The following is a 21,071-nucleotide window of genomic DNA, read 5'->3' as shown; positions in this document are numbered from 1 at the left end:
CGTTGGACAACTAATTGAGTCTTCGATTGCTTCGCTTATTATCTCCGACTACAGACCAATCGCTCATCCCTCTAGTTTAAGATTTTACTCAAACTAATGAAGCATTTTGAATCTATTCCTAATTCAAGCAAAATTGAAAAAGAAGATATTTCTCTGATGGGAATGCTGATATACCTAATTCCGGTGATTGGTTTTTTCCCATCCCTATGGACACTTTATCGCGGGGAAGCCAGCCGGGAACAATTGAGAACCTCCCGTTTGTCAATCACATTAGCATTGACTTGGATAATCGGATACATACTTTTAGGAACTGGAGCTTCAAGTTCGGATTTTTTTGCTTTACGCTTGTCCATTCTTAACAGCTTTGTCACAAGCGGTTATTTCGTCGTTAGCGTATGGCTAATTATTCGCACAGTCCAAGGTCGGTCTCAAAGATTACCTGGATTTAGTCAGTTTGCGGAAAGGTTATTAGTCCGCCAAAGTAGAAGTAAGAAGACACGAGACAGAAGACGTAAAACCTGAGAATAAATACAACATAGCTACTTTGTATTCAGCAGATATTTGTCTCTAACGAAGTAAAAAAAATGTAGTCAAGCCCACTTTATACAATGCGGAAAAATCTTTTCTATACTACGATTATCAATAACTTTACAGCCAAATTTAGTATAAACTCGCCATACTTCTATTAAACATCTCCGGATTAACTCAAAAAATAGGAGAAATACTGCTATAAGTGTTGTGGTTGACACGAAAGTTATGTCATTAGCACTGATAATTAAGAGTTAGCTATTATGGGTTGATTCGTTATTACGAATGCAAAACAGAAATTTCAATAATTTCAATTTTTATCAATAAGTGTGAGGAAGTCAGTGACCATTCAAAGAACTTCGGCGCAAGATAGCCATTCTGCGTCCCCTCCCAACTCAAATGACAAAAAAGGGAATAAACCCAGATCGGGAAGGTGGTTGTGGTTCTGGGTGGGGATGAGTGGTATTGCGATGATATCGGCTACCGCAGGAGCGCTTTTAGCGGTTTCCCTAAGCAGTACTCCTTTAATGCAAGCCAATCTTAGCCCGGACGAAGAAGCTGTATTTGATAGTAATAGTATTGCCGGGGGTGGACTGCGGTTTTCCGAATTAACTCGTCCCGTAAACGTTTTAATTATGGGGATGAGCGTACTTCCCCCCGATATCCAAAATCCTCCATCTGAAGTTAGAGATTTGGGATATTTACCTCAAGTGAATTCTTTTGATGGTCTTGCTGATGTGATGTTGCTGGTCAAATTCGATCCTCAGACCAAAAAGCTGACAATGCTTTCTATACCCAGAGATACTCGTACCGAAATTGATGGGCATGGTAATAAAAAGATAAATTCTTCTAACGTATTCGGCGGTCCAGCTTTAAGTGCTAAAACCGCGAGTAATCTGTTAGGAGGAGTTGCGATCGACCGCTACGTGCGAATTAATGTTTTGGGAGTAGGTAAGCTGATCGATGCTTTAGGAGGGGTGACGGTAACCGTTCCCCAAGATCTGAAGTATCAAGATGATTCCCAACATTTGTACATTAATTTAAAAGCAGGTAAACAGCATCTAGATGGGGATAAAGCATTACAGCTTTTACGCTTTCGTAATGATGGTAAAGGAGATATTGGTCGAATTCAACGCCAGCAAGTGGTGATGCGAGCATTAATGGATGAAGCGCTCAACCCTGCGACGCTAGCACAATTACCTAAAATTCTCAACGTAGTCAAAGAACATATTGATACTAATCTAACAGTAGAAGAATTATTAGCGCTAGTTGGTTTTGGAGTGCGAACCAATCGCTCTAATATGCAAATGCTCATGTTACCCGGACGGTTTAGCAATCCGAATGAGTATAGTGCGAGCTACTGGATACCAAACCCCAACCGGATCGGCACTATGATGGCTCAGCATTTTGGTATAGAAACCGATCGCGAGCTAACATCTAACGAACCAGCATCTTTACAGCTTGCCATTCAAAATCGTACCGGCAACGATAACGCTAGTTTCCAACGCTTGACCAGGAATTTGCGAAAGGCTGGTTATGGTAACACTTACATTGCAAAAAGCTGGGGTGAACCTTTAAAATCAACTCGTATTGTTGCCCAACAAGGGGATGAAAAGAGTGCTGAATTGGTTCGTAGCGCTTTAGGATTTGGCGAAGTGCGAGTGGAAAGTACTGGTAGTCTTGATTCCGATATTACTATTCAGTTGGGTGAAGATTGGTTGAAAAAATCTGCTTCTGATTCTGCCGATGTCCCATTGCCGTAATTGTGCAAGTAACGATCGCAACTGGCAGAACAACCTTGATGTCTGCGATATAGTTATACCTATTCTACTCGTGCGATCACAATTTCTCAAGTTAATTATTGTTAATTCTGTAGGAATATAAAACCTTAGAGTTAACTCAACTGTTATGTTTTCTATTAAAGTACGCCTTCGTGTTTACCTCTCCGAAATATTGGAGAGGTGATATTAGAAAAGGACTTTTTCGCGATACTCCCCCACATAATTTCTTCACTCCCTGCGATCTCAATTTGGTAATTACTATTATTTAATATTTGATGAAGAAAGCTCTTTTATCCAATCCAGTAAAATCGGATTTACCAATTCTGGAGCTTCATCTTGGGGACAATGACCTACCCCTTCTAAAGGTATAAACTTGGTGACTTGGGGAAACTCAGCCAGCTTTCGACCTAATTCTACTGGTTCCCAAGGGTCTGCTGTTCCCCACAAAATAATAGCCGGACACGGTAGAACTGGTAACAGATCTTCTGCTAGCGGACCGCTCGAATAAGCTGTAAAAGCTAAGAATACTGCTGCTGCACCTGGTTCGCTCGCTGGTGCCATCAAAATATCTACTAATTCGTCTGTCACCGCTTCACCCAACGGATAAGCTTGCAGCAAAATAGAACGCACGGTTTTAGGCTTGGCAATTTGATTGAAAAAGAATTCGCCCAGTGGCTTAAAAGATAAGACCTTTTGTAGTATAGGCGCTCCCATACGCCGATAATAGGGTAACTCCGCTTGCTTGCGTTCGTGCAAAAGTCGTAGAGAACAGTTAAGCAACGCCACACCTAATGCAATTTCTGGGTTATCAACTGCGGCTTGCATTGCGACTATACAACCAATAGAATTTCCTACCAAAAAAGCAGATTCACCGACCACTTGTCGGCAAAAATCAGCAATCATCTGTCCCCAAGTTTCAAATGTATAAGCAAGTTTTTCACCCGGCTTGGGTTTAGCTGAAGCCCCAAAACCAATTAAATCAATGGCATAAACGCGACAATTTTCTGCTAATACGGGGATATTTTTTCGCCAATGTCCCCAAGAAGCACCAAAACCATGTATCAAAACAACGGCAGAGCCAGTAGTTCCTTGAGTTTGATAGCAAATAGGAAAACCTCGCCACATCCAAGTTTGTGTTGAACTAGATACTGGCTTAGAAGTAGAAGTACTCATAAAACATTAATTATATATATAAGAATAAAAGCAATATCACAACTTACGTTTTAACATCGCGTTCCAGATATTTAATCGTGCCAATTCCCACTAATTTAGCGGAAAAGGTCTAAGTCCTAAATATTTTAACCAAAGTAATTCTAAAATATTTTTCTTCAAGCAAGTTTAAAAATATTTTTTTAACCTCTAGACGAAATAATTTTACTCGTGATTCGGATGATAGTAATTCTAATATTTTTACACAAAGCAGAAAAAGCAAAAATAACTTGATTTTAACTATAGATACATTTAATGTCCTAGCTGTAAATTATGTTAAGTATTTTCTCTGATGTCAATTCAGATATTTGCAAGATAATTAATTAAGGTCTATTGTAAATAAATACTTTGTAAATAGAATAAATCAGTCAAAATCTGATGCGGAGAGTAACAAAATATATTTTAGTAAGTGCTGCGCCGTTTAGATTATATTGATTATTGCCGCTTGTGCATAGAAAATATCAAAAATATTAAAAATACTACAAAACGATATTTCCAGGTTTATTCAGTAATTTTACAATTTACGACAATTGATGGTGAACTATAGAATTATTGCATATCAGTTAAGCATCTACACAAAGGGTGGCTTGAATTTGGACGCGGCACGCCCACACGAAAAATGTGTTTTGCTGTTACCAGTTCCTTCCAGCAACCAAGAATATGAGTGTACTAGAGACAATGGATACCCCAGTAGGAAAATACGCACCTGATTTTGAACTGCCAGGAATTGATAATCAAGTACACCATCTCAGACGTTATTTAGAAAAATTCCGTGCAGTTGGCGTAATTTCGATGAGCAACCACTGCCCTTATGTAGAGTTGTATGTAGATAAGCTCAAAAAACTACAGGCAGAAATTGGACGAGAGGGCTTTACGTTAATTGGAGTCAATGGCAACATCGCCCAAAACGACCCCAACGAAAGCTTTGATAATATGAAAGCTTTTGCAAGATCTTATCAGTTAAATTTCCCTTATTTATGGGACTCAACCCAAGACGTAACTCGTAGCTTTGGTGCCATTAAAACACCAACGGCATTTTTAATTGACCGTCAGGGTATTGTACGTTACAAAGGTCAAGTAGATAGCACCGCTCAGCAGCCCAGTTCACCAGAAAAAGCTTATCTAAAGAATGCAATTGTTTCTCTATTAAAAGAAGAAGAAATCCGCCTCACCGAGACAGAAGCTCTAGGTAGTAGTTTGGTATGGCGAAACTAGAGACAGATAGTCATTCTACTGATATCTTAAATGGTACGGCAAATACAAATTTTGGATAAAGCTTAACTTCATGGGAACAGGTTACCGACGGGTTTTACTTAAACTGAGCGGTGAAGCCTTAATGGGCAGTATGGGCTATGGAATTGACCCCGAGGTGGTTAATTCTATAGCTTTAGAAGTAAAAGAGGTTGTAGCCACTGGCGTTCAGCTTGCCATAGTAGTAGGAGGCGGAAACATATTTCGCGGAATGAAAGCTGCATCGGCAGGTATGGATAGGGCTACTGCTGACTACATCGGCATGATTGCAACAGTCATGAATGCCATGACCCTGCAAGAATCTCTCGAACGAATAGACGTACAGACGCGCCTGCAAACCGCGATCGCCATGCAAGAAGTAGCCGAACCATATATACGTCGTAAAGCCATCCGTCATCTAGAATTAGGACGGGTGGTTATTTTCGGCGCGGGTTCCGGTAATCCCTTCTTTACAACCGATACGGCAGCTGCTCTCAGAGCCGCTGAAATCGATGCGGAAGTGATTTTCAAAGCGACGAAAGTAGATGGAGTATACGATGCCGATCCACATCTTAACCCCGAAGCAAAGCGGTACAAATCGCTAACTTACGCACACGTTTTAAATAAGGAATTGCGAGTAATGGATAGTACTGCGATCGCCTTATGTAAAGAAAATGATATCCCTATTCTTGTCTTTGACTTGAATGTGCAAGGTAATATCCACCGCGCAGTTATGGGAGAATCTATTGGCACCCTTGTGGGAGGTTCTTGTGAAATTAGCTGAAGCACAAAGTACAATGCAAAAGACCGTTGAAGCTACTCAACGTTCTTTCAATACGATTCGCACTGGTCGTGCTAATTCGAGTCTGTTAGATAAAGTCATGGTCGAATATTATGGTGTAGATACAGCTTTGAAGTCTTTGGCGAATATTAGTACGCCGGACGCTACTACCATCACAATCCAGCCCTATGACCAAAGCAGCTTGAATTCAATTACAAAAGCGATTTCTCTTTCCGATGTGGGTTTAACTCCCAATAACGACGGTTCTGTGATTAGGCTGAATATTCCGCCTTTAACTACCGAACGTCGTAAAGAATTTGTCAAACTCGCTTCTAAGTATGCTGAAGAAGGGCGTGTTGCTATTCGCAATATTCGTCGAGATGCTTTAGATTCGATTCGCAAACAAGAAAAAAGCGCTGAAGTTTCTGAAGATGAATCGCGAGATTTACAGGACGAGGTGCAAAAGTTGACAAATAAGTACATCGCGAAAATAGACGATTTATTCGCGGAAAAAGAAAAAGAAATCACAACTGTTTAAGATGTGAATTGACAGGGCGCAGAGTTGGAAGTTACAAGCGTTAAATCAGTTAGCTTCTAGCTCTGGGCTTTTTATTTGAGATTTTCGGTCAAAATATTGTATTTTTCTCAAGTTGCGATCGCAAATACTAAGTAATTTTATTGAAATAGGTATGAATAAGTTGACATCAAGTTTGCTCAAACTTAATAAAATATTCTTAATACTTAACTAAAACTTGTTAATTTGCCTCTTCAATTAACTGTAATTTATAAACGGTTATACAAGCTATATCACTAAAAATGTAAACTCTAATACATATACAGCCGATTTCATTTGAGTGAGGTACAGGACATATCGTTATAAGGGAGTAAGGAATAGGGGAATGTACCTCTATTTATTTGCAAACTGCTGTAAGTAGGTTGGTACAAATAAATCGAACTATGTGACAAAATGTAAATTGGATTAAAAGCCTTACTCCTACTCCCTGCTGCCTTGTCCTAATTACAATTTTCAACGCTAATCTACTTAGGTAAATTTAAATTATGCAAGCAAAATTATTATTCAAGAAAAATCATTAAAGCGAAAATCAAATTATAGAAGTTAAAATTTATTGTTAATAGTTATATTTACGGATGAGCATAGTTAGTTAAGAATAAATATTCAGATAACTGCGAGTAAAATTTCACTAACTAAGTCGTAGAATCGGTAATAATTTAATTTGATAAGACGGTCATTCATATACACGGTATATTCAAGGAGTAATTTAGCCATATGTACGATTGCATCATCGTCGGCGCGGGTCCTGCTGGTGGAACAGCTGCATATCATTTAGCAAAACAAGGGCGTTCGGTTCTTGTATTAGAAAGGGAATCCCTACCGAGGTATAAACCTTGCGGTGGTGGAGTATCTCCTGCGATCGCGAAATGGTTTGACTTCGATTTTAGTCCGGTAATTTCTTTAAAGGTAGACACCATCCGGTTTACCTGGAAAAAAGGAGACCCCGTAGAAACCAAAATTCAAACCATCGAACCAGTATGGATGGTACGGCGAGATGTTTTTGACCATTTTTTAGTTCAGCAAGCACAAAAACAAGGTGCGGAACTCAAAGACGCTACTGAAGTAAAATCGATTGAGTTCAAAAGCGACCATTGGGAAGTCAATACGGCGAATGGGAGCTTTTCCGCACGCTACCTGATTGCAGCGGACGGTGCAGCCGGACCGATGTCAAAATGGCTCGGCTTTAAAGAACCCAAACGCCGTTTAGCAGCCGCTTTGGAAGCACCCCCTGCTTCTGGTCAAGATAAATCTAAGATTCAGTTTGAATTCGGCACGATTAAGAACGGCTACATTTGGAGTTTCCCCAAAGCAGATGGTGTTTCTATTGGTGCAACTACTTTCCTTGGTGGAGAACCTGATAGTTTCACCAAAATTTTCAAAGATTGCAGTTCGATGTTGGGAGTGGATGTTAATGCTTGCAAAGAGTACACTCATCCCGTGTGTGTATGGAATGGAAATAAAACACTCCACACCCAAAATGCTGTCTTGGCTGGAGAAGCGGCTTGTGTAGTTGACCCCATGACAGCAGAAGGAATTCGTCCTTCAATTTTTAGCGGGATGAAAGCTGCTGAAGCTGTTAATAAAGCTTTGAGTGGCGATAATAATGCGCTAGAACAATACACTGAAGTAATGAACGAAGAATGGGGCGCTGATATGGCTTGGGCGCAAAAGCTTGCAGGCGCATTTTACCGCTTCCCTGGTGTTGGTTACAAAGCGGGTGTAAAACGTCCTACTGGCAGCCAAATCATGGGTCAAATTCTCTGCGGACAATTACGTTATGGTGACGTTGTAGGTCGCGCTCTCAAACGTTTAGTTCCTTTCGGATAATTTATTTTTCTGATTATTTGAATCATTTGCATTAAGTCAAACATCCAGCAGACATTTATTGTAGTTTGCTGGATGTTTTGATTTGAATAGTTTTGGTAGTCACAGCATCTTGCTTTTTATTAGCGATTATGGTTTGAAGTAGTCTGAGTTGAAAAGCTTCGCGATAGTAACAGCGAGCGAGACGCTCGCACTACTAAGGAATGCTATTAACTGAGCCACTCCGCGCTATAAATTGTCGCCCGGTTCTATTTGCATAGAACAGCTATCTTTTTCCCGCGCTATTTTAAGTATTTTGTTTAAGTTCCTAAGTTAAGCAAGATTAAATTGACTCATTGCAAGGTACAAGGCTGCTGTAGTAATGACCATACAGAAGATCCCCGCCACACCTGCTAAAGGTTTTTGATTTTTACCCGTTATCCACTCAGATTTTTTGTCGGTGTAATTAATTAAGCCAAGTGTATCAATAGTTGCTATTGACCATACCCAACCGGCGTGCAGCCCCCAAGCTAAACCTAAGTTGCCATTATCGGTAAATCTTGCCAATACCAACACCATTCCCATCAACCATAGTCCAGGTAGTTGGGGAGTCGTTTCGCGTTGTTCCCAAACCAAATGCAATAATGCAAAAATTAAGCTGGAAATTACTGCTGCAATTATTACTGAATAATCTTGTTCAAGTTGACTAAAAAGAAAACCTCGAAATACCAGTTCCTCAATACCACCCACTAATAGCGCTACTAACAAGATCGAAATTACTGTCGATGGTACTGATTTTAGATTCGATTCTAATTTACATAAACCAAAATACAACTGACAACCGAATACGAAAGCTAAACTTAGCACTCCTAAGCTAAAACCTAAAAATAGTGAATATAAAATTGAGAAATTTCCAACCCAGCCGTAACTTGAAAAAGAGTTATCAGTAAGCCAGTTGGTTAACAGTAGGACTAAAGGAGCTAATAAATAAAGAGAAACTAATAAAGGAATTTTTTGTTCCGGTTGCAAAGCCCGATCAAGTTTCCAATGCAGCACTTTTGTCAAAATGAATGCGATCGGCAGCCAACATCCGATCCAAATAAGAAAAAAAGCCATCACCACAACCAAAGAAGGCATATCTTTCCAGTGGGATACATTAGTTAGCGGCTCAAATAAAGCTATCAAAATAAATGAAAGTAACACAACGGACTAATCGCTTTCAAGATGTTTTTTGTTCTGTGAGAGAAAAAAATTTAGCTTTTATTCTGGAGTTTTAGAAAAGAGAAGCATTAATTGTATCAATACTTCTCTATTTCCTGCTTGACGATTCGTAATTTACTCAATCGTATGCCAAAAAAATTTCAGAGTAGTATAGTCGCTTAGGCAGATTTAGCTTGGTAAAAGCTAAATATTTGCCAAAACAACTATTTTTCTACGATTGCGGGGACAAGTTATCAAAAATTTTCTTCAAACTTATCCTCAAAATAAGAAAATCTTACTCTTCTTCTTCTTCTAACTCGTCATCATCAACAGAATCTTCGTCAACTTCTTTGTTATCGCTGTCAACTTGAATTAAGTGTATATGTTTGTATCCCAACTTAATTTCAAACTCATCTCCCGATTTCAAACCCATTGCTTTGGTGTATGTAGCACCAATAACAATTTGACCGTTTTGATGAACGCTAACTCTGTAAGTCGGTTCGCGACCTCGACCATCTTTTGGTGTTTCCGGACTTAAGGGAATTCCCCTAGCCGATAACAAAGCGTCGTAAAAATCTGTGAGGTTAACTCTTACCTGACCATTCTTAGTAGTAGTGTAATAACCACACTGCTTTGCTCTTTCTCGTCTTGGTAAAGTAGACAATTCTTTGACTTTGGCAAGCAGTGTTTTTCCTGTTAATGGCGCTGTTGCTGTTTCACTCATTACACTCAAATTTTCCTTAATCTGTGCTTTCGCGATCATTAATGCGGTTTAATGCCTGGGCTAAAGGCAATTTTTTGACATCCGAAAATCAAGTTTCTTCGGACTTTAACTGAGTCTCAATTCCTGCTTATTTAATTCCCTGAGTCAATGTTTATGGTGTTCCACAACATTTTACTCATAGATTACGATCTTTACGGGAATTAATTTTAGAGATTTTACACAGCTTTAGCCTATGTTTACCATCAGAGATGAAAAATTTTTCTCTCAGCAGCTTTAAACAAAGCTAATCAACTGTAATTTGCTTTTACAAACACACAAGTCTACTACTAGAAAAAGTCCCAGACTCAAAAATGCAGCAGGCATTTTACTTTCAGCCAAAGTCTTTTAGACCTGAGAGTTGTAGGATTTTCCCTAACATTACTCTATGGCTTCAGACAGCATAGTATTAGCTAAGGGATTACAAGCATACACCCTTTTATACTGCCAATAGAGACAAAAATTTTTATGCCCCTAGATTACGAAGAAACAAAGCTATAGTTCCCGCGCTTGTGCGGCAATTTATTATGGTTTTGTTACCTCGTAATTTTATATTAAATACTAACATGGACTAATAATAGCAAAATAATTGTTTAAGTTTTAATTATTTTTCCTATTATGCTTTTATCTAATGTTCTGCCCTTAAGGGCGTAACTGTTGCTCTAAAAATTTTATAAAAATTCATCTATTGGAGAGAACCTGTTTTTAGTTTCATCGTGACATATGCCAGTTTCACCGAATATTCTTTATCGGCAACACTCACCGATCTATAAAGCGCATGACAAGCAAAAGTAATATCAGATATATTAATCAATTGACTCAAGTCTTCTATATAATCTTCTCTATTGATTGCTGTATAAGTAAAATAAAGATTTTGCCCGATCGACCATTAACAGTGGTGCGATTGTTGGAGAATATTGCAGTTATCGGCGATTTGTATATTTCGATAAATAAAGTTTTGTGCTATTCAAGTTTTAATGGTAATACTCTTGAAATGAGCTTCTTCTCGTAAAAATCCGTTAAAGTTCGCGCTCATAGTAAACTTATATTAATGGTTATACTCAATATTTTTTTTTGCGATGGTTGACATTGGAAGCTATTAGCCGTTTGATCGCGTAATTTTTACAGTTACCCTTCATACCATAGTTAAGATTCTATGAATATAATTGGTCATTGTTAAATAGTTGTTTAAATTGGGGCAACAAGGGGATAGCCCCTGCTTGTTGTAAAATGCTGGATTAAAAATAATTTGCTTCGATGGGCAAGCACAAACTGTTAAAGTCGGGACACAAGGTAAAATGCAAGTTAATTTTAAAGTTATTCGCCAAAATCAAAATGTATCTCCTACCGTACAAACTTATCTTTTAGATGTAGAAGAGGGTAATACAATCCTTGATTGTCTTAATCGGATTAAATGGGAGCAAGATGGGACTTTAGCATTTCGCAAAAATTGCCGCAATACAATTTGTGGTAGCTGTGCTATCAGGATTAATGGACGTTCTGCTTTAGCTTGTAAAGAAAATATTGGCAGCGAAATTGCTAGATTTGCTCTTCAAGATTCCAACAAAAATGGGGCAAATTCTATTCCTGAAATTGCGATCGCACCGTTAGGTAATATGCCTGTACTAAAAGATTTGATTGTTGATATGAAGGGTTTCTGGAATAGCTTAGAAACTGTTTCTCCTTATGTCAGCACTGCTGCAAGAAAAGTACCGGAGCGAGAGTTTTTACAAACACCAGAAGAAAGAGAGCAGCTTGAGGAAACTGGTAATTGTATTATGTGTGGTGCTTGCTACTCCGAGTGCAATGCATTGGAGGTAAATCCAGATTTTGTCGGTCCCCATGCACTTGCGAAAGCTTATCGGATGGTGGAAGATAAGCGCGACGATGAAGCCCAAAGTCGTCTAGAACAATACAACGAAGGGACTAAGGGAGTTTGGGGCTGTACTCGTTGTTATTACTGCAATACCGTTTGTCCGATGGGTGTCGCACCTTTGGATCAAATTAGCAAAATTAAGCAGTCTCTTCTGGAAACCAAACAAGCAAGCGATAGTCGTTCGATTCGTCACCGCAAGGTATTGATTGAGTTGGTAAAAGAAGGTGGTTGGATTGATGAGAGACAATTTGGTTTACAGGTTGTGGGTAATTACTTTAAAGATATTAAAGGTTTATTAAGTATTGCTCCTCTTGGTTTAAAAATGATGGCTAAAGGTAAGTTTCCTTTGAAATTTGAGCCTTCCGAAGGAACTATGCAGGTGCGTTCTTTGATGGAAGCTGTGGAACGGGAAAAAGTTAATGAAGGGAATAGGGAATAGGGAATAGAGGGTGTGTTGTGGTAAAGCGCAACGCACTGTCTTTATCTTAGTATTTCAAGATTTACAAAAAAACTTTGAAAAGTGTATAAATACGTCGGTGCTGATGTAATTCGACAGAAGACAGCGCATTTACAACCGGGACGTAAATTTTTATCAATTAGTGATATGATATTGAGACTTAGATTCGAGAAACCGAATAACAGCAAGATGCTTGGGGATTGATAGCAGCTACTTTTGCGATCACGTTCCTCAACTAGCATATTTTCTTGTAGGGTGCTGTGACACTTTGACTAATTTTTAACGTAATAATGAGGTTTTCGTGTCACGCACCAACCTTCGACTTGTGACAATTGCGTAAGTCCTGAAATCTCTTTACTCTGCAACAACCCCCGTATTTATGAATAAATTTCTGTGGTTTCTCAAAATAAGTTAATCGAAATAGCTGATATCCAAGCAGCAGCCAAATGTCTTGATGGGATTGCTCATCGCACCCCGGTTTTAACTTCTACAACAGTCAACCAAATTACCAACAGCGAAGTATTTTTTAAGTGCGAAAACTTTCAGCGTACTGGTTCTTTTAAATTTCGCGGTGCATATAACGCGCTGTCACAAGTATCGGAGCCACAAAAACAAAAAGGTGTGCTGACTTTTTCATCGGGAAATCACGCTCAGGGAATTGCACTTGCAGGAAATTTGCTCAATATTCCCACTACAATTGTGATGCCAGAAAATGCCCCCATAGTAAAACAAACGGCAACTCGCGGTTATGGTGCAGAAGTTATTTTGTATAACCAAAAACAAATTTCTAGAGAAGAATTAGCGCAAAAATTAGCCGATGAAAAAGGTTTAACAATTATTCCTCCTTTCGACCATCCTCACATAATTGCGGGACAAGGAACAACTGCTTTAGAACTAATTCAAGAAGTTGGTGAATTAGATTTACTATTGGTTTGCTGTGGTGGTGGAGGGCTAATTTCTGGTTGCGCGATCGCCACTAAATCACTTTTACCAAATTGTCGCGTTATCGGAGTGGAACCCGCAGCGGCTGATGATGCGACTCGCTCGTTTAAATCAAAAACTCTGCAATTTGTCAATAATCCCGATACGATTGCTGATGGTGCGAGAACAGCAAGTTTGGGTAAGATAACTTTTCCCTTGGTGTTAGAATACGTTGATGATATGGTGACGGTATCCGAAGAAGCAATAATTCGCACCATGTTCTTTATTTGGGAAAGGTTGAAAATTGTAGTTGAACCTACGGGAGTATTAGCCGCAACAGCATTATTGGAAGGTGTAGTGAAGGTTCCAGGTGCGAGAGTTGGGGTAATTATTAGTGGTGGGAATGTTGATTTAATGGAAGTTGGGAAGTTGTTTTCTTCTATCTAATGTTTTTCTAAGCTTCTTCTTTGACACGCGAACCGTAATACTGTTGATAGTTTATTTCTTTGACAATAAGTAGCCGGTTAAATTATTTATGCTTTTGATACAAGTCAGGAATAATTGATCCGTGTACCCAGGCTTCAAAGTCTTCATCAAATAAAGGCTGACCATTAATTGCTAAATACCAAGCTTGAGCGTAATAAAGCAACTTTTGCAGCTTAAGATTACTTATAAATGAACCACTTTCATTTGCCAATCAAATAAAATAATCTGCTACATCTTGCACTTTTACCATCGCTTATAAGCTGATGTGCAGCTAAATTGTATAACAGGAAAACCTGAAAATATTGTAGTGCGGTAGCGCAGCGTGTCCGTAAGGACATGCATCTTGCTCGCTAGTATTATACAAATTAAATGCGTAACAGCTTACCTAGTTTAAAATTAAAATATAATCTTACTAAAATTATTAGAGGTAGGGAAGTTGTTTTAATTAAAATAGACCACCCAGGTGGGTTTCGTTTGTGTAGTCGCGGTTTTAACTGCCGATTTAACTCTGAAAATATCCTCCTATCAACAATTAACTTTCCAATTTCTCCTTGATTTTGCTCAACCAAATCACTGTATCTTCTAAATTAAGTGCAATCTCACTTCCTAATGTTTCGAGATATATAATACCATCGCTAATTGCTAAACCTCTAATGGGGTACCATGTATTTCTGATGCGGATCAGAAGTTCTAACTGAATAACTCTACCTTGAACACGCTGACGATATTTCCACCAAGTTCTCCACAAAATAGCTGCTTTTTCGCAATGCATTTGATAACCTTGGGGAATTTGACAATATTCATATTGATAAAAGCCACGATTATCTATTTCTCCCATCAGAAGGAAGTTGTATTCAGCTAAGACTTGACTGATTAATTGCCAGTGAGTTGAATCATATTTAACTGAAAATGCATTTAATGTATCTAGTTTTGTAGTAGCAATTACTCCTTCTTTTTTCGCTGTAAGTTGATTATTTTTATAAATTGTTTCACCCTGAAATGTTAAGTTTGCTAATAAAACTTGCTTTTTCTGTATAGATAGCTTAATAAACTCTCGAATCAAATCAATATCGGATAACATTGCAAATCAGAAATAATCGTATATGTTATGTTACCCATTTAATTCACTTATCTTTTCACCGTATAAATGCGTATATGAGATATAGAATCCTGGGACTATTAATATTCCATCACTTTAATTTGTCTATTCGCTTCTATCTGCGCTTTTTGCATCGCTTGTTTTAACGGTTGCTGTCCTAATATAGCGCTCGTAAATTGATTTTCAAAGTTATTAATAATTAGTGTGGGATATTTGCCAATTTGCCAAGGAGTAGCGTAATTTATTCCCGCTAAAAATGCCGAGCGCAAATTATCTTCCTTATAATCCAATTTCTCAGCAACCGATTTTCTCGTTGGTAAAGCAAAACCCGTTTGAGTCCATTTTTCCATACCTTGTTTACCTGTAAGATAAGAAATTAATTCCCAAGCTTCGGGTTTATGTTCTGCTTTTTGATTCATCACATAAGCAACGGTAAACACCATTGTGCCTTTTTTATCATTTATAGTCGGCACTTCTGCTGTACCAAATTCTAGGTTAGGAAAAGTTTCTTTTAAATAAGGAATCGTCCAGTTACCTTCAATCACCATTGCTACTTTACCTTGAGCAAACATTTCGCTACCGGAATTTGTTCCGACATCTGTTTTTTGTGCGGAAGTTCTATCTTTTTGATATTGTTCTACAGCTAGTTGTAATCCTTGCAAAGCTTCGGAGGAAGCAAAGGTTGCATAACCATTTCGATCCACAATTTGACCGTTGAAAGCTTTGATTTTATAAGTTTGTCGCGCTAATTCTAGGATTTCTCCAAATCCATATCGATCTATTCTGCCATCTTTATTACTATCTTCTGTTAATTTCTGCGAGTAAGTACGTAATTCTTCCCAGGTAACGGGAGGATTAACTAAATCTTTTTTACTAAAGGCTTGTTTATTATAAAATAGAGCTAGAGTTGAGTAATCTTTTGGTAAACCATAAATTTGGTTTTCGTCTTTAAAGCTGTTTAATAAGGTTTCTTCAAAATCATCTAAATCAAATTCAGTATTTATATATTTATTTAATGGTTCGAGAACATTTTGACTCATCAAAAAAGGAGCTTCCAAAGCATCTAGATAAAATATATCAGGTGCTGCTTCCCCAATTAAACGAGTTTTAATTACATCCATATATTGGTCGTTGATCACCTCATATTTGACTTTTATACTCGGATGTTCTAGTTCAAAATCCTGCAATAACTGTTTTAATAGCTTTTGCTCGACCGAACTAGCTCCCCAACCGCTGAGTTTGATAGTAACTATATCTGATGATGCAGAAGTATTTGATAAGAATAGATTATGAAAACCAACTATCAGCAAGATAAATGCCACTAAGATTCCTAAAAAACGCAACAGTTTTCTTTTCATAACCATAGCTTTAGCCATTTCCTACAGGTTGGCTATCAAGACTAAATATATTGTCCTGCGATAGTTCCATATTTAACGAGCTTAGTAAAATACCAGCTTTACAATTCTTTGTAAACATACTTTAGATTTATTTAATATTTATGACTTTTGATATAAAAAATATTTGGTGAAAGCACTACTTAGTGAAGATTTTATCGTCAAAGACCCTTATAATATTAAACAAAATTATTAATAATGGTATTTTTATTTTATATTTATATGTATTTTTATTAAGATATTCAAGGTAATATCAATAAAAGATTGTCATTTCGACCGATCAAAACATTTAAATAACAGTTGATTAAGTTAACAAAAAATTATCCCGAAGGGTAGCTAATGCAATCTGTTCAGGTGAACGCAGAATTTTTTGAAGTTACACAAAATACCCTGAGTGCTGTGTTACCGTCAGTACTCGTTAGTCCAAAGCAAGAACCTCAACCCCAGAGAATTTCTAAAGATGATATTCGTAGAAGTTTAAAAGCCTCTACTGCGGATGGGATGTTTGCATCAGTCTTTGATATTACGACTACGGGAATTCTGTTAAGTAATTTTTTAATCGAGTTGGGTGCAACTTCGGTACAGATTGGGATGCTTTGCTCTATTCCGATGCTGGTGAATCTATTACAACCTTTAGGTGCTTATTTTTCCGAACGTAGCGAAAGCCGTCATAGCTACTGTCTTTGGACTTGTGGTATTGGTAGATTGGTGTGGTTAATTTTGGCGATCGCGATCGCAATGCTAGGTTGGGGTAAATTCGATTTTAATAACCATCAGTTGGTTGTTTTAACGCTGCTGATTATTTTAGCGAGTAACGTATTTTCAGCTTTAGGAAGTGCATCTTGGCTGAGTTGGATGGCAATGTTGGTTCCCCGACAGTTACGAGGAAGATATTTTGGTATTCGCAATAGTATTTCTAGCTTTACTAGATTGCTTTACGTACCTTTAGCTGGTTTAGCTGTAAGTTTTTATCCCGGTGGACACATACAAGGTTACGGATTAGTTTTACTGATTGGGTTAATTGCTGGTGCAGCAAGTCTTGCTTGTCAGTTTTTTAAAGCCGATATTAATCCCCATCATAATTATTCAGAAGTAAAAATTTTTAGTCAAAATCAAGATAAAAATCAAGATTTAAATTCAAATAACTCAGAAAAAGCGACAATTACAAATCAAACAAATCCAAACTTTAATTCATCTCCAAGTATTTGGAAAGATTCTAACTTTTTAATATTCTTGGCTTACTTTGGTTTGTGGATGTTTTCCTTTAATCTTAGCGCTCCTTTCTTTAATCTTTATATGCTGCACACCTTACATATAGATGTGAGTTGGGTGACTATTTACGGCAGTTTTCAAGCCGGTGCTGGGATGTTGATGCTGATTCTTTGGGGTAAATTAGCGGATAAAGTAGGAAATCGGACTATATTATTTTTAGTAGGAATATTAGTTGCAATAATTCCCGTTTTGTGGGTGGGAATTGGTGTAGATTCTTTGAGTATTTGGTTGTGGTTGCCTTTAGTGCATATCCTGATTGGAGGTAGTAGCGCCGCGATTGAGTTATGTAGCAATAATATGCAACTTGCGATCGCACCAGTCAGAATGCAGTCATCTTACTTTGCGATCGCGGCTGCTGTCGCTGGTGCTAGTGGCGCAATTGGCACCACAATCGGCGGTTTTCTGGCAGAAAATGCTTTTTTCGGGGGTTTATCTGGTTTATTTTTAATTTCTGTAGGCTTCCGATTAATCGCTCTTGTGCCACTCTTATTTGTTCAAGAAGCCCGGAGACAATCTTTAACCAAGATGTTTCAGGGTTTACGGGCAATTATCAATTAACAATAATCAATTATCAATGAATGCGATATTAACGTAAAACTAATTTTTTAGTTCTTTTCTATCTTTGACTCATTTCACAATTTTTACAGTAAAAATGTATTTTCATTAAGCACAATTCAATTTTAAGTAGGAATGACCGCAATTGTCACAATACTCTTGTTGGTGCGTGACACAAAGCCATTATACTACGTTAAAAATCTATCATTGTGTCACAGCACTCTATAAGAAAATATGCCTTTTTGCTAAGTCCTATTAAGGTGTTTCGACTACGCTAGTTCCGAATTTTTCGCCAGTTTCCGCATCAAAAACTACAGCGATTTTAGATTTTTTAAACTTGACTCGCTCACTGTTTTTCTGAGGAACCTCAATACCTTTTGGCGCTTCTATATCGGCTACCCATACCAATCTACTAGGATGGATTTGCATATCTTGTATAATATCGCCGTTATTAGATTTTAAACTATCGATAAAATCAGAGTATTTAACTAATTTCATCCCTTTTAAAATTAAGTCATCTCTGAGTTTACCCTTGATAATGTCGTTTTTCTTTATCAGTTGACGCTCGGTTTTTGAACTGTTATCGGGGTAAAGATAATTATCAGTGGGTGTCGAAACGACTTCTATCTCCGCTTTTTTATTTGCCCATTCGGGACGAGGGTTTTGTTTCGGCTCTTTTTGCTCTGCGATAGCAATCGTAGCAACGCTAGCGATCACAAGTAAACCAATTCCGGAAGCGATTAAAGACTTTCTCATAATTCTGTATATTTGGGTATAATTTTTATTGATTATAGAATGCGATTGCATTGTTCCCGTTTTGGGGAGGAAACCAGTTAGAATACCAACCGCGATTGTTATTATCAGCATTAGCCATATTCCCTGCAAATAGTTGAAATCCGCTGGCTGTAGTCGGGTAATGCCAAATACTATATCCGCCAGTGCTGTTTTTGAATCCGTGCAAGGTATCTTGAGATTCAATGCCGATTGTCATTGCGAATGCTGAATTGTAGGAACCAGCACCACCTATAGTAATGCAGTATGCAGCGATGTTATTCACATAGCTACACCATTTATTATTAGATGAGAAATCCCGTTGCAATTTGTATCGATGCTCGCCTGATGGTACGCCGTTTGCAGCACCGATTCGACCTTCATAATAGTTTCTATTTAGTTGAGTATCAAATCTTTGATAGGTGAAATAATGCCCTTCGTAATATGTTTGTTCCCCGGGTAACTGCGGGTTAACTTGAGCAATATTTACCGATGTGTTTCCTTTTGTTCCGCCAATCTCAACCCATTCGTTAGCTGCTGGGTTAGACGGTTGTGGTGGAAATGTTAACCACAATGTTTTGTTTAAAGTTCGTGCTATAGATGAATTGCTATACAAATCGTTAACACTTCCCGTTGCTGTAAATGCCGCACCATAAACATTTTGAATCACCCTGCGCTGCGTGTATTGTTCCGATGTAGGAGCGGCAAAGGCAGAAAATTGAAAATAAGAAGTTAATGCAAATACCCCTATACCAAGAAACTATCTATCCATATGTTTGACTATCTGTAAAATCACACTATATCCGGTGTAAACGAAGACGTAAAGGTTTTCCCCGCTTATCATCAGTTATATGGTTGTATTGGAAAGGGTTATCTTTGTTTGTGGCTTTATGTACTACTTGATTCCTATTCTGCTGATGTGTGACAGTTAGGGTGCTGAATGTGGACTCTTTGCATCGGAGAAAAAAGGAAGAGCTTCTGTAAGTTAATCGTAGCGTGAACCGTTTAGCTCGCTTATTACTTAGTAGGGAGCGAGACGCTCCCACTCCCTTAACATCTCCAAATTAATCTAAACAATCGTGTCAATTATTCATTGATAACTATTCATTGTTCATTGACAGCAGTATGACTAAAGTTTCTTGTGGTTGTCTCCCACACGAGTAAATTATTTTGAGCTTTAATTGCGGGTGGTTGATGTAAAGTAATCAGTTGTATCAACATTTTCTTTAACTGAGTACGGGGTACAATTTCATCTACAAAACCGTGTTTTAGTAAATCTTCTGCACTTTGAAAGTCTTCTGGTAACTTTTCTCGCAGGGTTTGTTCAATTACTCTTCTACCAGCAAAACCAATAGTTGCTTTCGGCTCTGCCAAAATTATATCGCCCAACATCGCAAAACTTGCAGTTACCCCACCAGTTGTAGGGTTAGTCAAAACAGGAATATATAAAAGTCTTTGTCGTCGATGACGTTCCAACGCTCCCGATACTTTTGCCATCTGCATCAAAGAAAGCAGTCCTTCCTGCATTCTAGCTCCACCAGAAGTACAGATAATTATTACAGGATAGCGTCGTTGTGTAGCTTGTTCGATCATTCGTGTCAGCTTTTCCCCGACAACGGAACCCATGCTAGCACCAATGAACCGGAAGTCCATTACACCTAGAGCAACAGGTAAACCATTTATTTCCCCCAAACCCGTTCTTACAGCATCCGTTAAACCAGTTTTTTCCTGCATATCCCGCAATCGATCGCTATAGGGTTTGCGATCGCGAAATTGTAAGGGGTCAGCAGGAAGCAAATGCTCATCCATCGGAGTCCAGCTATTAGAATCAATCAGTTGACGGATGCGTTCATCGCTATCAACTCGATTATGATGTCCGCATTCAGTGCAAACCATCTGATTCGCTTTCAGGTCTTTTGTATACGCCAATACACTACACTTAGTGCATTTGTGCCACAATCCATCAGCGATGTCACGTTCTTGACGCTCAATACTGATAGAACCCGTTTTACGTCTGTTTGCAAACCAATCAAATAAAGATTTAAAACCGCGTGTTTCGTCGTTGTTCGCCATTTGTATCTTATGCAAGTGGATTGTATGTCAAATTTAATCAAGAATACAGGAATTCGGTTTCTTGTCTTTGATGCAAATGTTATAAATCTATAACACATTACAGCAGACAGAAAATTTATTCCTTAATTTTTTCTAAGCAATGGAGGCAATATGAAAGCATCTTTGCTTTTCAGCTTAACGAAAATATCTAAACCAATTCAAGTCTTAGACTTTCTTTTGTATCCTTCCTTCAACAGCAATGCAGTCCAAAACGGACAATGCAATACTTGATACTTGTTGTAAATACGTCCAATCACAGTTA

The 21,071-nt window shown here is 38.1% G+C and carries 18 protein-coding genes; 9 read left to right on the top strand and 9 right to left on the bottom strand.

The genetic code is table 11. The annotated features are described in order from the left end of the window. Positions 1-96: 96 nt before the first annotated feature. Entirely contained in the window at positions 97-522 is a 426-nt protein-coding gene (locus tag VB797_RS08005; RefSeq protein ID WP_323237148.1) for a hypothetical protein, read from the top strand. A gap of 347 nt (positions 523-869) precedes the next feature. Then, positions 870-2,291: an LCP family protein gene (locus VB797_RS08000; protein WP_323237147.1), complete on the top strand. Its 1,422-nt coding sequence runs from the start codon at positions 870-872 to the stop codon at positions 2,289-2,291. A gap of 279 nt (positions 2,292-2,570) precedes the next feature. On the opposite strand, the gene VB797_RS07995 is transcribed toward VB797_RS08000, so the two are convergent. Next, positions 2,571-3,482, bottom strand: coding sequence for an alpha/beta fold hydrolase (locus tag VB797_RS07995; RefSeq protein ID WP_323237146.1), 912 nt, complete (start codon positions 3,480-3,482; stop codon positions 2,571-2,573). A 696-nt stretch (positions 3,483-4,178) separates the two neighbouring features. On the opposite strand from VB797_RS07995, the gene VB797_RS07990 reads away from it, so the two are divergent. The 4 genes from VB797_RS07990 (at position 4,179) to VB797_RS07975 (ending at position 7,930) form a co-directional block, all read left to right on the top strand. Then, positions 4,179-4,733 (top strand): thioredoxin family protein, encoded by a 555-nt coding sequence (locus tag VB797_RS07990; protein ID WP_323237145.1) that lies wholly within the window; start codon positions 4,179-4,181, stop codon positions 4,731-4,733. Between the two features lie 70 nt (positions 4,734-4,803). Continuing rightward, positions 4,804-5,532 carry a UMP kinase gene (gene pyrH, locus VB797_RS07985; RefSeq protein ID WP_323237144.1) on the top strand — a complete coding sequence of 243 codons (729 nt, stop codon included), beginning with the start codon at positions 4,804-4,806 and terminating at the stop codon, positions 5,530-5,532. Continuing rightward, positions 5,519-6,067, top strand: a complete 549-nt coding sequence (gene frr / locus VB797_RS07980; RefSeq protein ID WP_323237143.1) for a ribosome recycling factor — start codon at positions 5,519-5,521, stop codon at positions 6,065-6,067. Before pyrH ends, frr begins: the two co-directional genes overlap by 14 nt. Positions 6,068-6,817: 750 nt before the next feature. Beyond that, the gene (locus tag VB797_RS07975; RefSeq protein ID WP_323237142.1) at positions 6,818-7,930 is read left to right on the top strand and encodes a geranylgeranyl reductase family protein; all 1,113 of its coding nucleotides are present in this window, start codon (positions 6,818-6,820) and stop codon (positions 7,928-7,930) included. A gap of 309 nt (positions 7,931-8,239) precedes the next feature. Here VB797_RS07975 and VB797_RS07970 read toward each other — a convergent pair whose 3' ends face one another. Both VB797_RS07970 and VB797_RS07965 read right to left on the bottom strand, forming a co-directional pair. Then, positions 8,240-9,109, bottom strand: coding sequence for a type II CAAX endopeptidase family protein (locus tag VB797_RS07970; protein WP_323237141.1), 870 nt, complete (start codon positions 9,107-9,109; stop codon positions 8,240-8,242). A gap of 292 nt (positions 9,110-9,401) precedes the next feature. After that, entirely contained in the window at positions 9,402-9,830 is a 429-nt protein-coding gene (locus tag VB797_RS07965) for an AbrB family transcriptional regulator (protein WP_323237140.1), read from the bottom strand. 1,334 nt (positions 9,831-11,164) lie between these two features. On the opposite strand from VB797_RS07965, the gene VB797_RS07960 reads away from it, so the two are divergent. Further along, positions 11,165-12,181 (top strand): succinate dehydrogenase/fumarate reductase iron-sulfur subunit, encoded by a 1,017-nt coding sequence (locus VB797_RS07960; protein ID WP_323237139.1) that lies wholly within the window; start codon positions 11,165-11,167, stop codon positions 12,179-12,181. A gap of 411 nt (positions 12,182-12,592) precedes the next feature. Further along, positions 12,593-13,567 (top strand): threo-3-hydroxy-L-aspartate ammonia-lyase, encoded by a 975-nt coding sequence (locus tag VB797_RS07955; protein WP_323237138.1) that lies wholly within the window; start codon positions 12,593-12,595, stop codon positions 13,565-13,567. An 82-nt stretch (positions 13,568-13,649) separates the two neighbouring features. Here the strand turns inward: VB797_RS07955 and VB797_RS07950 are convergent, their stop codons facing one another. The 3 genes from VB797_RS07950 to VB797_RS07940 form a co-directional block, all read right to left on the bottom strand. Then, positions 13,650-13,817 (bottom strand): Panacea domain-containing protein, encoded by a 168-nt coding sequence (locus tag VB797_RS07950; protein ID WP_323237137.1) that lies wholly within the window; start codon positions 13,815-13,817, stop codon positions 13,650-13,652. A 321-nt stretch (positions 13,818-14,138) separates the two neighbouring features. After that, the gene (locus tag VB797_RS07945) at positions 14,139-14,687 is read right to left on the bottom strand and encodes a hypothetical protein (RefSeq protein ID WP_323237136.1); all 549 of its coding nucleotides are present in this window, start codon (positions 14,685-14,687) and stop codon (positions 14,139-14,141) included. A gap of 98 nt (positions 14,688-14,785) precedes the next feature. Then, entirely contained in the window at positions 14,786-16,063 is a 1,278-nt protein-coding gene (locus VB797_RS07940; protein WP_323237135.1) for an ABC transporter substrate-binding protein, read from the bottom strand. Between the two features lie 375 nt (positions 16,064-16,438). Here VB797_RS07940 and VB797_RS07935 point away from each other — a divergent pair, with 375 nt between their 5' ends. Then, the gene (locus VB797_RS07935) at positions 16,439-17,929 is read left to right on the top strand and encodes an MFS transporter (RefSeq protein ID WP_323237134.1); all 1,491 of its coding nucleotides are present in this window, start codon (positions 16,439-16,441) and stop codon (positions 17,927-17,929) included. A 252-nt stretch (positions 17,930-18,181) separates the two neighbouring features. Here VB797_RS07935 and VB797_RS07930 read toward each other — a convergent pair whose 3' ends face one another. From VB797_RS07930 to accD, 3 genes are all read right to left on the bottom strand, one after another. Beyond that, positions 18,182-18,682 carry a hypothetical protein gene (locus VB797_RS07930; protein WP_323237133.1) on the bottom strand — a complete coding sequence of 167 codons (501 nt, stop codon included), beginning with the start codon at positions 18,680-18,682 and terminating at the stop codon, positions 18,182-18,184. A gap of 25 nt (positions 18,683-18,707) precedes the next feature. Then, positions 18,708-19,367: a hypothetical protein gene (locus VB797_RS07925; protein ID WP_323237132.1), complete on the bottom strand. Its 660-nt coding sequence runs from the start codon at positions 19,365-19,367 to the stop codon at positions 18,708-18,710. 434 nt (positions 19,368-19,801) lie between these two features. Further along, the gene (gene accD, locus VB797_RS07920; RefSeq protein ID WP_323237131.1) at positions 19,802-20,770 is read right to left on the bottom strand and encodes an acetyl-CoA carboxylase, carboxyltransferase subunit beta; all 969 of its coding nucleotides are present in this window, start codon (positions 20,768-20,770) and stop codon (positions 19,802-19,804) included. Positions 20,771-21,071 lie beyond the last annotated feature (301 nt).

It is taken from the genome of Rivularia sp. UHCC 0363 (genome assembly GCF_034931125.1).
In the GTDB taxonomy this organism is placed as follows: domain Bacteria; phylum Cyanobacteriota; class Cyanobacteriia; order Cyanobacteriales; family Nostocaceae; genus Rivularia.
Note: the sequence above shows the minus strand (reverse complement) of the source record. Positions and strands in the feature narration are given on the sequence as shown.

Coding starts and splice junctions, on each gene's coding strand:
- VB797_RS08005 (WP_323237148.1), top strand. CDS start 97: ATGAAGCATTTTGAATCTATTCCTAATTCAAGCAAAATTGAAAAAGAA.
- VB797_RS07995 (WP_323237146.1), bottom strand. CDS start 3,482: ATGAGTACTTCTACTTCTAAGCCAGTATCTAGTTCAACACAAACTTGG.
- VB797_RS07990 (WP_323237145.1), top strand. CDS start 4,179: ATGAGTGTACTAGAGACAATGGATACCCCAGTAGGAAAATACGCACCT.
- pyrH (WP_323237144.1), top strand. CDS start 4,804: ATGGGAACAGGTTACCGACGGGTTTTACTTAAACTGAGCGGTGAAGCC.
- VB797_RS07975 (WP_323237142.1), top strand. CDS start 6,818: ATGTACGATTGCATCATCGTCGGCGCGGGTCCTGCTGGTGGAACAGCT.
- VB797_RS07965 (WP_323237140.1), bottom strand. CDS start 9,830: ATGAGTGAAACAGCAACAGCGCCATTAACAGGAAAAACACTGCTTGCC.
- VB797_RS07960 (WP_323237139.1), top strand. CDS start 11,165: ATGCAAGTTAATTTTAAAGTTATTCGCCAAAATCAAAATGTATCTCCT.
- VB797_RS07945 (WP_323237136.1), bottom strand. CDS start 14,687: ATGTTATCCGATATTGATTTGATTCGAGAGTTTATTAAGCTATCTATA.
- VB797_RS07940 (WP_323237135.1), bottom strand. CDS start 16,063: ATGAAAAGAAAACTGTTGCGTTTTTTAGGAATCTTAGTGGCATTTATC.
- VB797_RS07935 (WP_323237134.1), top strand. CDS start 16,439: ATGCAATCTGTTCAGGTGAACGCAGAATTTTTTGAAGTTACACAAAAT.
- VB797_RS07930 (WP_323237133.1), bottom strand. CDS start 18,682: ATGAGAAAGTCTTTAATCGCTTCCGGAATTGGTTTACTTGTGATCGCT.
- accD (WP_323237131.1), bottom strand. CDS start 20,770: ATGGCGAACAACGACGAAACACGCGGTTTTAAATCTTTATTTGATTGG.